The 13,478-nt window shown below is 55.0% G+C and carries 15 protein-coding genes; 13 read left to right on the top strand and 2 right to left on the bottom strand.

What is annotated here, in order from left to right; translation table 11 throughout:
* The first annotated feature begins 21 nt into the window (after positions 1 to 21).
* From pspA to tyrR, 7 genes are all read left to right on the top strand, one after another.
* Positions 22 to 687, top strand: coding sequence for a phage shock protein PspA (gene pspA, locus AAH450_RS05700; RefSeq protein ID WP_318790256.1), 666 nt, complete (start codon positions 22 to 24; stop codon positions 685 to 687).
* A 70-nt stretch (positions 688 to 757) separates the two neighbouring features.
* On the top strand, positions 758 to 985 hold the full coding sequence (gene pspB, locus AAH450_RS05695; RefSeq protein WP_306205527.1) for an envelope stress response membrane protein PspB: 228 nt from the start codon (positions 758 to 760) through the stop codon (positions 983 to 985).
* Positions 982 to 1,344, top strand: coding sequence for an envelope stress response membrane protein PspC (gene pspC, locus AAH450_RS05690; protein WP_342909311.1), 363 nt, complete (start codon positions 982 to 984; stop codon positions 1,342 to 1,344). Before pspB ends, pspC begins: the two co-directional genes overlap by 4 nt.
* 54 nt (positions 1,345 to 1,398) lie before the next feature.
* Positions 1,399 to 1,623 (top strand): phage shock protein PspD, encoded by a 225-nt coding sequence (gene pspD / locus AAH450_RS05685; RefSeq protein ID WP_318790253.1) that lies wholly within the window; start codon positions 1,399 to 1,401, stop codon positions 1,621 to 1,623.
* An 81-nt stretch (positions 1,624 to 1,704) separates the two neighbouring features.
* The gene (locus AAH450_RS05680; protein WP_342909310.1) at positions 1,705 to 3,102 is read left to right on the top strand and encodes a YcjX family GTP-binding protein; all 1,398 of its coding nucleotides are present in this window, start codon (positions 1,705 to 1,707) and stop codon (positions 3,100 to 3,102) included.
* The gene (locus AAH450_RS05675; RefSeq protein ID WP_342909309.1) at positions 3,099 to 4,157 is read left to right on the top strand and encodes a YcjF family protein; all 1,059 of its coding nucleotides are present in this window, start codon (positions 3,099 to 3,101) and stop codon (positions 4,155 to 4,157) included. Before AAH450_RS05680 ends, AAH450_RS05675 begins: the two co-directional genes overlap by 4 nt.
* 149 nt (positions 4,158 to 4,306) lie before the next feature.
* Entirely contained in the window at positions 4,307 to 5,878 is a 1,572-nt protein-coding gene (gene tyrR / locus AAH450_RS05670) for a transcriptional regulator TyrR (protein ID WP_342909308.1), read from the top strand.
* 73 nt (positions 5,879 to 5,951) lie between these two features.
* Here the strand turns inward: tyrR and tpx are convergent, their stop codons facing one another.
* The gene (tpx, locus tag AAH450_RS05665) at positions 5,952 to 6,455 is read right to left on the bottom strand and encodes a thiol peroxidase (RefSeq protein WP_342909307.1); all 504 of its coding nucleotides are present in this window, start codon (positions 6,453 to 6,455) and stop codon (positions 5,952 to 5,954) included.
* A gap of 162 nt (positions 6,456 to 6,617) precedes the next feature.
* On the opposite strand from tpx, the gene ycjG reads away from it, so the two are divergent.
* Positions 6,618 to 7,601, top strand: a complete 984-nt coding sequence (gene ycjG / locus AAH450_RS05660) for an L-Ala-D/L-Glu epimerase (protein ID WP_342909306.1) — start codon at positions 6,618 to 6,620, stop codon at positions 7,599 to 7,601.
* Here the strand turns inward: ycjG and mpaA are convergent.
* Entirely contained in the window at positions 7,581 to 8,288 is a 708-nt protein-coding gene (mpaA, locus tag AAH450_RS05655) for a murein tripeptide amidase MpaA (protein ID WP_342909305.1), read from the bottom strand. The two genes, ycjG and mpaA, sit on opposite strands and share 21 nt — an antisense overlap.
* Before the next feature lie 170 nt (positions 8,289 to 8,458).
* On the opposite strand from mpaA, the gene AAH450_RS05650 reads away from it, so the two are divergent.
* From AAH450_RS05650 to ttcA, 5 genes are all read left to right on the top strand, one after another.
* Positions 8,459 to 10,072 (top strand): peptide ABC transporter substrate-binding protein, encoded by a 1,614-nt coding sequence (locus AAH450_RS05650; RefSeq protein WP_342909304.1) that lies wholly within the window; start codon positions 8,459 to 8,461, stop codon positions 10,070 to 10,072.
* Between the two features lie 240 nt (positions 10,073 to 10,312).
* Positions 10,313 to 10,645 carry a hypothetical protein gene (locus AAH450_RS05645; protein ID WP_342909303.1) on the top strand — a complete coding sequence of 111 codons (333 nt, stop codon included), beginning with the start codon at positions 10,313 to 10,315 and terminating at the stop codon, positions 10,643 to 10,645.
* 204 nt (positions 10,646 to 10,849) lie between these two features.
* Positions 10,850 to 11,833 (top strand): zinc transporter ZntB, encoded by a 984-nt coding sequence (gene zntB / locus AAH450_RS05640; RefSeq protein ID WP_342909302.1) that lies wholly within the window; start codon positions 10,850 to 10,852, stop codon positions 11,831 to 11,833.
* A gap of 268 nt (positions 11,834 to 12,101) precedes the next feature.
* Complete coding sequence (gene ynaL / locus AAH450_RS21095) at positions 12,102 to 12,257, top strand: proline-rich small protein YnaL (RefSeq protein ID WP_463322699.1); 156 nt, start codon at positions 12,102 to 12,104, stop codon at positions 12,255 to 12,257.
* Between the two features lie 207 nt (positions 12,258 to 12,464).
* On the top strand, positions 12,465 to 13,358 hold the full coding sequence (gene ttcA / locus AAH450_RS05635) for a tRNA 2-thiocytidine(32) synthetase TtcA (protein ID WP_342909301.1): 894 nt from the start codon (positions 12,465 to 12,467) through the stop codon (positions 13,356 to 13,358).
* The last annotated feature ends 120 nt before the right edge of the window (positions 13,359 to 13,478 follow it).

Genomic DNA, 13,478 nt, shown 5'->3' with positions numbered 1-13,478 from the left:
AACATCCAGAGGACACTGATTATGGGTATCTTTTCTCGCTTTGCCGACATCGTAAACGCCAATATTAATTCGCTGCTGGAGAAGGCAGAAGATCCGCAGAAGCTGGTGCGTCTGATGATCCAGGAAATGGAAGACACGCTGGTGGAAGTTCGCTCTACCTCCGCCCGTGCGCTGGCTGAAAAGAAACAGCTGGTGCGCCGCATCGACCAGGCTGAACTCCAGCAGGCAGAGTGGCAGGAAAAAGCTGAGCTGGCGCTGCGTAAAGAGAAAGACGATCTGGCGCGGGCTGCGCTGATTGAAAAACAGAAACTGACCGATCTGATCGCTTCGCTGAAAAGGGAAGTTGAGCAGGTAGAAGAGACGCTGACGCGCATGAAGGGCGAAATTGGCGAGTTAGAGAAAAAACTCAGCGAAACCCGCGCCCGTCAGCAGGCACTGACCTTACGTCATCAGGCTGCCTCTTCTTCACGCGATGTCCGTCGTCAGCTCGACAGCGGCAAAATTGATGAGGCGATGGCGCGTTTCGAGTCGTTTGAACGCCGTATCGATCACATGGAAGCGGAAGCAGAGAGCCAGAGCTTTGGTAAAAAGAAAACGCTGGATCAGGAATTTGCCGACCTGCAAGCCGACGATGAAATCGGTGAGCAGCTGGCGGCGTTAAAAGCCAAAATGAACCGCAGCGAGTAATATCTGCTACTGGCATCCCGCAGGGATGCCCGTTCCTGACCCACTCTGGTAGCTATTTCAAGGAGAATGAATGAGCGCGTTATTTCTGGCCATACCCCTGACCATCTTCGTGCTGTTTGTGGCGCCGATCTGGTTATGGCTTCATTACAGTAACCGTCAGAACGGCGGAGCTGAACTGTCGCAAAGCGAACTGCAACGCCTGCAACAGCTGACCCAGGATGCAAGACGGATGCGTGAACGTATTCAGGCACTGGAAGAGATCCTGGATGCTGAGCATCCCAACTGGAGGCAGCCATGAGCGGAGTGACCATTAAAGGCAAAAAACTTTACTGCATCCCGGCGCGTGGGAAAGTGAAAGGCGTTTGTGCCGGAATAGCGGATTATCTCGATATTCCGGTGAGGCTGGTCAGGGTCATCGTGGTGTTGTCGATGTTCTTTGGTCTTTTTATGTTCACGCTGATTGCCTATTTTGGCCTGGCTTTCGTGCTGGAAGAAATGCCCGATAATTTACAAAAGGGTGAAAAAGCACCCACTGCTCACGAACTGCTGGATAAACTCAGCCGGGAGTTGAACGGTGGCGAAACCAGCCTGCGCAACATGGAGCGTTACGTCACTTCCGAAACGTTCAGCGTTCGCAGCCGTTTCCGTCAGCTGTAATTTCTCTGAGCAGGCTCGCAGGCGGGCCGCTCAGCTACTTCAGGAGTCACTTTTATGCCTCACTGGCAGACTGCATTAAAACGTAACGCCGTGCCGACGCTGAAGAAGGCAGGGAAATTTGTGCTGATCAGTGCCATGACCTATGGCCCTGGCGGCGTGGCCGGCTGGGCGGTGAAATCGGTTGCTCACCGGCCGCTCAAGCTGTTTCTCGCCTGGGCGCTGGAACCGCTGTTACGGCGCGCGCTGCGCGGTATGTCCGCGCGGTGGAATAAACCTTAACAACTTATTTTTGCTGTAATTTGCTACAATTGCCCTCTTGTTAACTGCATTAAACAGAATAATAAAAGGTGCCGACACCCCATGAAACGACTTCAAAATGAATTGCTGTCGCTGGTGAATCGGGGCGCGGATCGCCATCTTCGCCTTGCAGTCACCGGCCTCAGCCGCAGCGGAAAAACCGCTTTTATTACCTCCCTGGTGAACCAACTTCTTCATGTCAATTCCGGTGCCCGGCTGCCCATGTTCTCAGCGGTTCGCGAAGAGCGCCTGCTGGGCGTAAAGCGCGTGCCGCAGCGGGATATGGGCATTCAGCGCTTTACCTACGACGAAGGTCTCTCGCAGCTCTATGGTTCGCCGCCAGACTGGCCAACGCCGACCCGTGGCGTCAGCGAGATGCGCCTGGCGCTGCGCTACCGTTCCCGTGAATCGCTGCTCCGCCATTTTAAAGAGACGTCCACGCTCTATCTGGAGATTGTCGATTATCCGGGTGAATGGCTGCTGGATCTACCGATGCTGGCGCAGGACTATCTGGGCTGGTCGCGGCAGATGACCGGTCTGTTGCAGGGCGATCGTGCCATCTGGTCTGAACGCTGGCGAAAACTCTGTGAAGGGCTGGATCCGCTTGCCCCGGCAGATGAGAACCGCTTAGGTGAGATCGCCGCCGCCTGGACTGACTATCTGCAAAAGTGTAAGCAGGAAGGCCTGCACTTTATTCAGCCGGGCAGGTTTGTGCTGCCTGGTGATATGGCTGGCGCCCCCGCACTACAGTTTTTCCCCTGGCCAGAGATTGCCGAAGGCAGTGAAAGCCGTCTGGCTCAGGCGGACGCTAACAGCAACATCGGTATGCTGCGCGCAAGGTTCAACTACTACTGTCAGCACGTGGTGAAGGGGTTCTACAAAAATTATTTCCTGCGTTTTGACCGCCAGATTGTGCTGGTGGACTGCCTGCAACCGCTGAACAGTGGCCCGCAGGCGTTCAACGATATGCGCCTGGCGCTGACGCAGCTGATGCAAAGTTTTTCCTACGGCCAGCGTACGTTGTTCCGCCGCCTTTTTTCGCCGGTAATTGATAAGCTGCTGTTTGCCGCCACCAAGTCGGACCACGTTACGGCAGATCAGCACGCTAATCTGGTTTCGCTGTTGCAACAGCTGGTGCAGGACGCCTGGCAAAACGCGGCCTTTGAAGGCATTACCATGGATTGCCTGGGCCTGGCTTCCGTGCAGGCCACCCAAAGCGGGCTGGTGGATCATCAGGGAGAAAAGATCCCGGCTCTGCGGGGCCATCGCCTTGCGGATAATGTGCCGCTGACCGTCTATCCTGGCGAAGTGCCGCCTCGCCTGCCCGGCAGCGCCTTCTGGCAGCAGCAGGGCTTCCACTTTGAGCAATTCCGGCCGCAGGATCTGGATGTTGACCGTCCGCTGCCACATATTCGTCTTGACGCGGCGCTGGAGTTTTTACTGGGAGATAAACTGCGATGACTACCCCCATCAAACCGCGAATCGACTTCGCAAAACCGCTGGAGGCGGAAAACATTCCTGCCCTGAAAGCCGCACAGGCTTTTGAACAGCAGAATGCTGTTTTTATCCCCGAGGAGCCAGACCTGCAACCGGAAGAGGAGGGCGAAGGTGAGCGCGTGGTCGAAGCAGCGCTAAGGCCGAAACGCAGCCTCTGGCGCAAAATGGTTAAGCTTGGCCTCGCCGTGATGGGCGTCAGCGTGGTGGCGCAGGGCGTACAGTGGGCGCATACCGCCTGGCTACAGCAGGACTGGATAGCCCTGGGCGGCTGCGTGGCTGGCGGACTGATTGTTTTTGCAGGTGCCGGTTCGCTGGCGGCCGAATGGCGTCGGCTTTACCGGCTGCGTGAGCGTGCTGAAGAGCGGGACGTCGCGCGCGAGCTGCTACAGAGTCACGGAATGGGCAGAGGACGGGAGTTCTGCGAAAAGCTGGCGAAGCAGGCGGGGCTTGAGGCGGGCCATCCGGCGCTGCAACGCTGGCAGGCTTCGCTGCATGAAACCCATAATGACCGCGAAATTGTCGGACTTTATGCCCAGCTGGTGCAGCCCACCCTGGATCGTCAGGCGCGGCGTGAAATTGGCCGCAGCGCGGCCGAGTCCACCCTGATGATTGCTGTGAGTCCGCTGGCGCTGGTGGATATGGCTTTTATTGCCTGGCGCAACCTGCGGCTGATAAACCGTATAGCGGCGATCTACGGCATTGAATTAGGTTACTTCAGCCGTATTCGTCTTTTCCGTCTGGTGATGCTTAACATCGCTTTTGCCGGTGCCACTGAGCTGGTGCGGGAAGTGGGCATGGACTGGATGTCCCAGGATCTGGCCGCGCGCTTCTCTGCCCGTGCCGCACAGGGTATTGGTGCGGGGCTGCTGACAGCGCGTCTGGGGATCAAGACCATGGAGTTATGCCGTCCCCTGCCGTGGATTGAAGGTGATAAACCCCGGTTAGGCGATTTCCGGCGCGATTTGATTGTCCAGCTGAAAGAGACGCTGCAAAAAACCCCCGGCCCGGCGGATAAATAGCTGGAAAATTGTGCGCCAGCCAGGGAAGTTGCCGGGTTGGTGCGCATTCAGCACGCTTCCTGTCAACTTTTCCTTCCAGAGCACTTCTGGCGCTCAGGGGGATAGCGTATTATCACTCCACGCCCGAAATGAACGAAGGTTGCCCCGCTATGCGTCTGGAAGTTTTTTGCCAGGACCGACTTGGTCTTACCCGCGAACTGCTCGATTTACTGGTTGAACGCAGCATCGATCTGCGCGGAATTGAAATCGCCCCCATCGGGCGGATCTACCTCAACTTCAGCCCGGTTGAATTTGACCAGTTCAGCCAGCTGATGGCGGAAATCCGCCGTATCCCCAGCGTAACGGATGTCAGAACCGTGGCTTTTCTTCCCTCCGAACGCGAACACCGGGCGCTGAGCGCTTTGCTGGTGGCGTTACCGGAACCCGTTTTCTCAATTGATATGAAAGGCAAAGTGGAGCTGGCTAATCCGGCGGCTCAGCTGCTGTTTTCGTTAAACGAAGAGAAAATGCGCAGCTTCAGCGCGGGGACGTTAATCAGCGGTTTTAATTTCCAGCGCTGGCTGGAGAGTGAACGTATTGAAGCTCAGGCTCACCATGTGGTGATCCAGGGGCGTGACTTCCTGATGGAAATTACCCCTATCTATGCGGCTGGAGAGCAGGAACAGGCGCACAATCCGGTTGGCGCAGTGGTGATGCTGAAATCTACCGCCAGAATGGGGCAACAGCTGCAAAACCTGGCCGTTAACGATGACAGCGATTTCCAGCACATTGTGGCGGTGAACCCGAAGATGCGTCAGGTGGTGGAGCAGGCGCGTAAGCTGGCGATGCTTGATGCGCCGCTGCTGATCGTCGGCGATACCGGTACGGGTAAAGATATGCTGGCGAGGGCCTGCCATCTGCGCAGCGCCCGCGGCAAAAAGCCGTTCCTGGCCCTTAACTGCGCATCGCTGCCTGATGATGTGGCAGAGAGCGAGCTGTTTGGTCACGCGGCAGGGGCGTACCCGAATGCGCTGGAAGGCAAAAAAGGCTTCTTTGAGCAGGCCAGCGGCGGGTCTGTGCTGCTGGATGAGATTGGTGAGATGACGCCACGGATGCAAACCAAGCTGCTGCGCTTCCTGAACGACGGAACATTCCGCCGGGTAGGGGAAGAGCATGAGGTGCATGTGGATGTGCGGGTGATCTGCGCCACGCAAAAAAATCTTACCGAAATGGTTCAGCGGGGGGAGTTTCGTGAAGATCTCTTTTACCGTCTGAACGTACTGACGCTGAATCTGCCGCCGCTTCGCGATCGGCCACAGGATATTTTACCGCTGACCGAAATGTTCGTGGCGCGCTTTGCCGATGAACAGGGGCTGGTACGGCCTAAACTCTCTCCGCAGCTGAATGCTTTTCTGAGTCGCTATACCTGGCCGGGCAATGTCCGTCAGCTGAAAAATACGCTCTATCGGGCGCTGACACAGCTGGAAGGCAATGAGCTGCGCCCTCAGGACATTACGCTGCCGGAGTTTGCGCTGGATATACCGCTGGGCGAAGAGGTGATGGAGGGATCGCTGGATGAGATCACCAGCCGGTTTGAACGATCGATTCTCAGCCGCCTTTATCTCTCATACCCCAGCACGCGCAAACTGGCGAAACGTCTTGGCGTTTCCCATACTGCTATTGCCAATAAGCTACGTGAATATGGTCTGAGCCAGAAGAAAGTGGACGACGAAGCGAAATAGAAACAGAAAAAGGGCGGAACCCGGTTCCGCCCTTGCTACAGAGGTATTCAGGGCAAAAGGCCCCTCTGCGCCGCTATTTTAAGGCAGCCAGCGCCGCCTCATAATCTGGCTCAGTGGTGATCTCTTCCACCAGCTGGCTGTAAAGAACGTTATCTTTCTCATCCAGCACCACAACAGCGCGTGCTGCCAGACCTTTTAACGGGCCATCTGCAATTGCCACGCCGTAATCCTGTTTGAAATCGCTGCCGCGCAGCGTGGAGAGCGTGACCACGTTACTCAGTCCGTCTGAACCACAAAAGCGGGACTGGGCAAAGGGCAAATCTGAGGAGATGCAGAGCACCACGGCATTGTTCATTTCGCCGGCGAGCTGGTTGAATTTGCGGACGGAAGCGGCGCAAACGCCGGTATCAATGCTTGGAAAAATGTTTAACACTTTACGCTTACCGGCATAGTTAGTAAGCGAGACTTCTGAAAGATCTTTGGCTACCAGTGTAAAAGGCTTAGCGGTCTCGCCTGGTACAGGAAGCTGACCGGCGACGGCAACAGGGTTGCCCTGAAATTTCACTGTCTGAGACATAGTTTTTCCTTATAAGCGCAGTAAACACGGCATTGAGTGTATGTCATGCTGGCAGACACAGACAGTAAAACCTCCATAAAGCGCTACGCATTGCCAAAACCCGTTTCTCAAGTCTATGTTGTGGGTGTGCTTTTCTTTCTTTTCGCTACTAAGGATTTGTTGATGAGAGCTGTAAAGGTTTATCCGGAAGCCTGGCCGCTGCACACCGCTTTTGTTATCGCCCGCGGCATAAGAAGTGAGGCTGGTGTGGTCGTGGTTGAGCTGGAAGAGGAGGGCATTCGTGGCGTGGGTGAATGTACGCCTTATCCACGTTATGGTGAAACGGAAGCCTCGGTGCTGGCACAAATTGCCACGCTCTTTACCCAGCTTGAACAGGGGATGAGCCGTGAAGAGCTGCAACAGGCGCTTCCGGCCGGTGCTGCCCGTAATGCCATCGATTCCGCTCTTTGGGATCTACAGAGCAGAAAGCAGGCAACCGATCTGTGGCATCTCACTGCCACCAGCCAGCCCCCGGTGATTGAGATGGCGCAGACAGTCAGCATCGATACGCCAGAAATGATGGCCAGCTCCGCGCTGGCGCTGTGGGAAAATGGCGCCAGGTTAATCAAGATCAAACTCGATAACACATCGATCACGGAAAGACTGGTCGCAGTGAGAACCGCCGTACCTGAAGCGACGCTTATCGTGGATGCCAACGAATCCTGGCATTGCGAAGGATTGGCCGCCCGCTGCCAGCTGCTGGCTGACCTGGGCGTGGTGATGCTGGAGCAGCCTCTGCCCGCAGGCGATGACGCGATGCTGGCGAATTTCATTCACCCTCTGCCCATCTGCGCAGATGAAAGCTGCCATACGCGCGCCAGCCTGCCAGCGCTGAAAGGCCGCTATGAAATGGTGAATATCAAACTGGATAAAACCGGCGGGCTGACCGAAGCGCTGGCGTTGGCTGAGGCGGCCCGGTCGGCGGGATTTGAGGTGATGCTTGGGTGCATGCTCTGTACCTCAAGGGCGATTGCTGCCGCGCTGCCTTTAGTGAATTCGGCCCGCTTTATCGATCTCGACGGGCCAACGTGGCTGGCGGTGGATGTGGACCCGGCGCTACCGTTCAGCTGTGGAAAAATTACCTTTTCAGGGCTGCCAGTTCAGTAAATCCACCATCGCGCCCAGGTAGTTCTCCGTTGCCTCATCAGCGGAGATGGGCGGAAGCTCTGCGGTGATCACCGGGATAGCCAGGTCAGCACACCAGCTGCCAAACGAGCCGGGGGTGGCATAACCCACGGAGGTCACCAGCGGCAGATCCATTTTCTTCGCCAGCCAGTGCCCCAGCGGCGTGGTTTGCGGATCTTCTATACAGGCCAGCGGCTCGTGGAAGGTCACAATCCAGCCCGGCTTCAGCGCGTGGATCAGATTGCACAGCGCCTGCGTTTCCGGCTCTGAACCGGACTTCTCACCGGTAGAGAGCCGGACATCCCGCTCTTCCGCCACGCTGTTCCAGCGGTATACCGTTTCACCGGGCTGCCAGTTAGCCGAAGGGAAGTTGCGGTTCAAATCAACACCACGGGCATTAGCCCGCAGGCCCAGCTGGCAACCGTCCGGGTTCACCGCCAGCACTACGTGATGACGACGATGAGACTCAAGCAGCGTGCGCATGGCGCAGGAAAGGGTGACCACCGCAGCAGTCTCGTCACCGTGCGTGCCCGCCAGAATCAATCCACTCTCTTCATCTGCCGCAGGAGCGGGAAACCATAACAGCGGTGCGCCCAACACCGAGGCGCCGTAGACTTTGCTTACTGCATCAAGTTTGCCGCGTAAAGGGCGCGGATGGACTGGTGACATGCTCGTTCACTCCTGAAGGGTTTTCCTAAAGCTAGCCTAAAAGTGAGATGAACAAAAGCTGTGCCTGCGTCACGTTATGGCGTGCCGGTTGAAAAATGCTATTTATTTATCAAATCTTTGCGTTAAAGTGCCGAATATTGCTCCGTTTCTCGCCCTGTTGAGGTCTCCTGATGAACAACTTCCGTTTTACGCTGGGTTTACTGGCGCTATCCGTCACTGCTTCCCTCTCTGCTGCGGTGGTTCCTCCCGGAACAACGCTGGCGGAAAAACAGGAAATTGTCCGTCATATCAAAGATGAACCGGCCTCGCTGGATCCCGCCAAAGCGGTGGGACTGCCTGAAATACAGGTGATCCGCGATCTGTTCGAAGGGCTGACCAATCAGGATGCCAAAGGGAATATTATTCCCGGCGTGGCCACGCAGTGGCAGACTACCGACAATAAAACCTGGATATTCACGCTGCGCAAAGAGGCAAAATGGTCGAACGGTCTTCCCGTTACCGCGAACGATTTTGTTTACAGCTGGCGCCGACTGGTGGATCCGACGGTAGGTTCGACCTTTGCCTGGTTTGCAGAGCTGGCGGGAATTCAGAACGCGGGTGCGATTACCAAAGGCGAGATGAAGCCAGATAAACTTGGCGTGACGGCGCTGGATGACCACCGCCTCAAGGTGACGCTGGATAAGCCTGTTCCCTGGTTCGTCAGCCTTACCGCCAATTTCAGCATGTATCCGGTGCCGGAAAAAGTGCTTGAAAGCTCAGGCAAGGAGTGGACGCAGCCGGGCAACCTGGTGGGCAACGGTGCCTACAAGCTTCAGGAGCGTGTGGTGAATGAAAAACTGGTGTTAGTGCGCAATGAAAACTACTGGGATAATGCCCACAGCGTGCTGACCAAAGTGACTTTTCTGCCGATCAACGAAGAGTCGAGCGCCACTAAACGCTATCGCGCCAATGATATTGATATCACTGAATCCTTCCCGAAAAATATGTACAGCATGCTGAAAAAAGATCTGCCGGGAGAGGTCTATACGCCCGATCAACTGGGCACCTATTATTACGCCTTTAATACCACCAAAGGCGCCACCGCTGACGTGCGGGTTCGTCAGGCGCTCTCCTGGAGCATAGACCGCAAAATTATCGCGGAGAAAGTTCTGGGCACCGGCGAGAAGCCCGCCTGGCACTTTACGGCAGATGTCACCGCAGGCTTTACGCCTAAGCCTGGTTTCCTGCAACAGCACTCCCAGGAGGAGCTTAATATGCAGGCCAGAGCACTGCTGGCGGCGGCAGGTTACGGCCCGACTCATCCGCTGAATTTAACGCTGCTCTATAACAGCTCTGAAAATAATCAGAAGATTGCCATCGCGGTCGCCTCTATGTGGAAAAAAAATCTGGGCGTCACCGTTAAGCTGCAAAATCAGGAGTGGAAAACCTATATCGACAGCCGTAACAGCGGTAATTTTGACGTGATCCGCGCTTCCTGGGTGGGGGATTATAACGAGCCTTCAACCTTCCTGAGCCTGCTGACCTCCACCCACAGCGGCAACATCGCCAGATTCAAAAGCCCGGAATATGATGCGATTATGGATAAAGCCAGCCGGGAAACGAATGCGGAAGCGCGCAATGAAGATTACAACCGTGCCGAACAGATCATTGCGGCAAAGGTGCCGATTGCGCCGATCTACCAGTACACCAATGGCCGTCTGATCAAGCCGTGGGTAAAAGGTTACCCGATAACCAATGCAGAAGATGTGGCTTACAGTCGCGATCTCTATATCATCAAACATTAGGTTTATGCGCGCTCGACGACCCTGCAAAGCCGGTCATTAAACTCGCTTCTTAACAGATCTGCCGGGGAGAAACCGGCAGGTCTGGCACTCTTTTCTTCTGCTGGCCATTACATCTGTCCCCGCTTCAACCCCCGGTTAATTGAGCAATAAGCCAGCAAAGTGCCTGACTGCTTGCAGCATCGATCCCGTGATCTTGCACTGATAATGGCTGATATCCTTCTATTTCAGAACAGGTGCTTTATGCTGAAAGTCGTTTGCCTGGTTGCCACTGCGCTGCTGCTCTCCGGCTGCGCGTTAAAACAGTATCCTTCTTCTCCTCCCGTCAGTCAGGTTCAGGCTACCACTCTGGACTGTTCCGGCGTGGGGGCGGAAATTGCTAATCAGAATCGGGTGCAGGCGCAAATCAATAAAACCGGCGAGTTTGATGGCCTGACCGTTTTAGGTGTTATTGGTGATTTCGGCATTGGTAACGGCGTGGCGAAGGGGCTGGCCCAGAAGCATGCGGATGAGCGGATGAGCCAGCTTAAAACCCTGCAACAGAGTAAGTGCAGTAGTCTGGTGCAGGGCAGCTGAAAAGGGCGGCGGGAAAGTTGATTTACCCCTGTCAGCAGAGAATGAGCCAGCTTTGGCCTGTAAACCGCCGCATCAAACGGGGGATTACTGATTTTAGTTACACAATAACAGTATTTATAACCGTTACTCGCATCTGCCAGTTTTGTTTCAGACCCGCAGCAGGCTAGACTGTATGACATTGATTATGCTAAATGCGGAGCAGGTGTGGACGTTATTGCAGGTAAAGCTTTACAGATTTCAGACGCCATTATTTCCTGCCAGCTGGATGGGAAGGGCGGCTTAATCCCTATTGATGACAAAGATGTCATTAACTGCGATCGGCCCTGCTGGCTGCATCTCAACTACACCCATCGTGAAAGTGCAGAGTGGCTGACCAGCACGCCGCTGCTACCCGATTCAGTGCGTGATGCGCTGGGCGGCGACAGCATGCGCCCCCGCGTCAGCCGTCTGGGCGATGGCACCATGATTACGCTGCGCAGTGTCAATCTGAACAGCGAGTCGCGTCCCGATCAGCTGGTGGTTATCCGGGTCTTCATTAACGACAAGCTGATAGTCTCTACGCGCCAGCGCAAAGTGTTTGCGATTGATGAAGTGCTGACGGACCTGCAAAACGGTAACGGGCCGGTTAACGGCGGTAGCTGGCTGGTGGAGGTCTGTGACGCCCTCAACGAACATACCAGTGAATTTATTGAAGAGCTGCACGACAAAATCATCGATCTGGAAGATGCCGTAGTGGAACAGCAGGTACCACCGCGCGGCGAACTCGCTCTGATCCGTAAACAGCTTATTATCATGCGTCGTTACATGGCGCCACAGCGGGATGTCTTTTCGCGGATAGCCAGCGAACGGCTGCCGTGGATGAGCGATGATGATCGCCGCCGCATGCAGGATGTGGCAGACCGGTTGGGCAGAGGGCTTGATGACCTGGATGCCAGCGTGGCAAGAACCGCAGTGCTGGCTGATGAAATCAGTACGGTCATGGCGGAGGCGATGAACCGCCGAACCTACACCATGTCGCTTTTAGCGATGGTTTTCCTGCCCACCACATTTCTCACCGGGTTGTTTGGCGTGAATCTGGGCGGCATCCCTGGCGGAAACTGGCGGTATGGCTTTGGCACCTTCTGCTTTCTGCTGGTCGCGCTGGTGCTTGGTGTTGCATGGTGGTTAAGGCGACGTAAATGGTTGTGAGCAAAGCAAGAAAGAGTGAAAAAACCTTTCCAGAAACTGACCAAAATCAATATTTCCAGGGCCGCAATGCGGGAAACTCTTTTCCGCAGGTGAATGCAACGTCAAGCGATGGGCGTTGCGCTCCACATTGTCTTACTTCCTTTTTTGAATTACTGCATAGCACATTTGATTCGTAACAGCCGGGGTTTCCCGGCTTTTTTTTGTCCATTTGCCAGCGATGGTTCAGGTGCCTATGCTTTAGATTCATGCTTTATCTGAGGAGGAAGAGATGTTAACTGCCAATATGATGGATATCACGCGGGCTTCTGACCCCATCCCCACCGATCCGCTTCCCATTCCAGATCCGATTCCTACACCGCAGCCGATGCCCGATCCACCGCCTGGCGATCCGGATCCGATTCTCGACCCGCCGCCTCATATGTAGCCGTTATCTCACGACGGTGTTAACACTATGACGGCCAGAAAAGGGGATGCGTCCCCTTTATTCCCCTCATCACTGCCAGCGTTGCCTTGCTCCTTCAGGCTGGCCGCCAGCGCTGAACATTTCAACCTGCCGTAAAAACCCGTATACTCCCCGGCAATACAGGGTTAAACAAGCCATCTACATCACCTGGCGGCACGAGAAGTAGCTATGAATCAGACAGATACAAGAAAAGAATCGCTGGAATACAATAAACTGCAAAAGCGTCTGCGGAGAAATGTTGGCAACGCCATTATCGACTACAACATGATTGAAGAAAATGATGTGGTGATGGCCTGCATGAGCGGTGGCAAAGACTCCTTCGCTATGCTCGATATTCTGCTGAATCTGAAGAAGGTTGCGCCGATCCATTTCGATGTGGTTGCCGTAAACCTTGATCAGAAGCAGCCCGGCTTCCCTGAGCATATTCTTCCTGACTATTTTGAACGTCTGAATATTCCTTACTACATCGTGGATAAAGACACCTATTCGGTGGTGAAAGAGAAGATCCCGGAGGGGAAAACCACCTGTGGCCTTTGTTCAAGGCTGCGCCGTGGAACGCTCTACTCCTTTGCTGAACGTATTGGTGCCACCAAAATTGCGCTGGGTCATCACCTGGACGATATCGTGGAAACGCTGTTTCTGAATATTTTCCACGGCGCGCGCATGAAAGCGATGCCGCCGAAACTGCGCTCTGACGATGGCCGCAATGTGGTGATACGCCCGCTGACCTATTGTCGCGAAAAAGATCTCATCGCCTATGCGGAACATAAAGCGTTCCCTATTATTCCCTGCAACCTTTGCGGTTCTCAGGAGAATTTACAGCGTCAGGCGATCAAAGCGATGCTGAGCGAATGGGACAAAAAAGAGCCGGGCCGCGTGGAAAGCGTGTTTAAATCCATACAGAACGTCAGCCCCAGCCAGCTTGCGGACCGCAACCTGTTCGATTTTGTTAACCTGCCGCTGGAGAGAGAGGGTGACCGGGAAGAGTACGCCTTTACGGAAGCTACGGTCTCTTCCAGCAATATAGATAAAGCCCTGTATATCGACGTAACCAATCTTTAGCCCTGTCTCACCGGCTGGCATTGGGCCATGCCGGTGTTCCCGTTAATTGCCCGGCAGTAACGGGGAACCGTGGTTTCTGCTACACTCAGCGCCATTCCGCCCGCCGGTTTTATCAGAGAG

It is taken from the genome of Erwinia magellanica (assembly GCF_039023495.1).
Taxonomy (GTDB): domain Bacteria; phylum Pseudomonadota; class Gammaproteobacteria; order Enterobacterales; family Enterobacteriaceae; genus Erwinia.
This window is presented reverse-complemented; position numbering and strand designations above follow the sequence as displayed.

Excerpts from the sequence above, each read along its gene's own strand:
- pspA (WP_318790256.1), top strand. The coding sequence starts at position 22 with ATGGGTATCTTTTCTCGCTTTGCCGACATCGTAAACGCCAATATTAAT.
- pspB (WP_306205527.1), top strand. The coding sequence starts at position 758 with ATGAGCGCGTTATTTCTGGCCATACCCCTGACCATCTTCGTGCTGTTT.
- pspC (WP_342909311.1), top strand. The coding sequence starts at position 982 with ATGAGCGGAGTGACCATTAAAGGCAAAAAACTTTACTGCATCCCGGCG.
- pspD (WP_318790253.1), top strand. The coding sequence starts at position 1,399 with ATGCCTCACTGGCAGACTGCATTAAAACGTAACGCCGTGCCGACGCTG.
- AAH450_RS05680 (WP_342909310.1), top strand. The coding sequence starts at position 1,705 with ATGAAACGACTTCAAAATGAATTGCTGTCGCTGGTGAATCGGGGCGCG.
- AAH450_RS05675 (WP_342909309.1), top strand. The coding sequence starts at position 3,099 with ATGACTACCCCCATCAAACCGCGAATCGACTTCGCAAAACCGCTGGAG.
- tyrR (WP_342909308.1), top strand. The coding sequence starts at position 4,307 with ATGCGTCTGGAAGTTTTTTGCCAGGACCGACTTGGTCTTACCCGCGAA.
- tpx (WP_342909307.1), bottom strand. The coding sequence starts at position 6,455 with ATGTCTCAGACAGTGAAATTTCAGGGCAACCCTGTTGCCGTCGCCGGT.
- ycjG (WP_342909306.1), top strand. The coding sequence starts at position 6,618 with ATGAGAGCTGTAAAGGTTTATCCGGAAGCCTGGCCGCTGCACACCGCT.
- mpaA (WP_342909305.1), bottom strand. The coding sequence starts at position 8,288 with ATGTCACCAGTCCATCCGCGCCCTTTACGCGGCAAACTTGATGCAGTA.
- AAH450_RS05650 (WP_342909304.1), top strand. The coding sequence starts at position 8,459 with ATGAACAACTTCCGTTTTACGCTGGGTTTACTGGCGCTATCCGTCACT.
- AAH450_RS05645 (WP_342909303.1), top strand. The coding sequence starts at position 10,313 with ATGCTGAAAGTCGTTTGCCTGGTTGCCACTGCGCTGCTGCTCTCCGGC.
- ynaL (WP_463322699.1), top strand. The coding sequence starts at position 12,102 with ATGTTAACTGCCAATATGATGGATATCACGCGGGCTTCTGACCCCATC.
- ttcA (WP_342909301.1), top strand. The coding sequence starts at position 12,465 with ATGAATCAGACAGATACAAGAAAAGAATCGCTGGAATACAATAAACTG.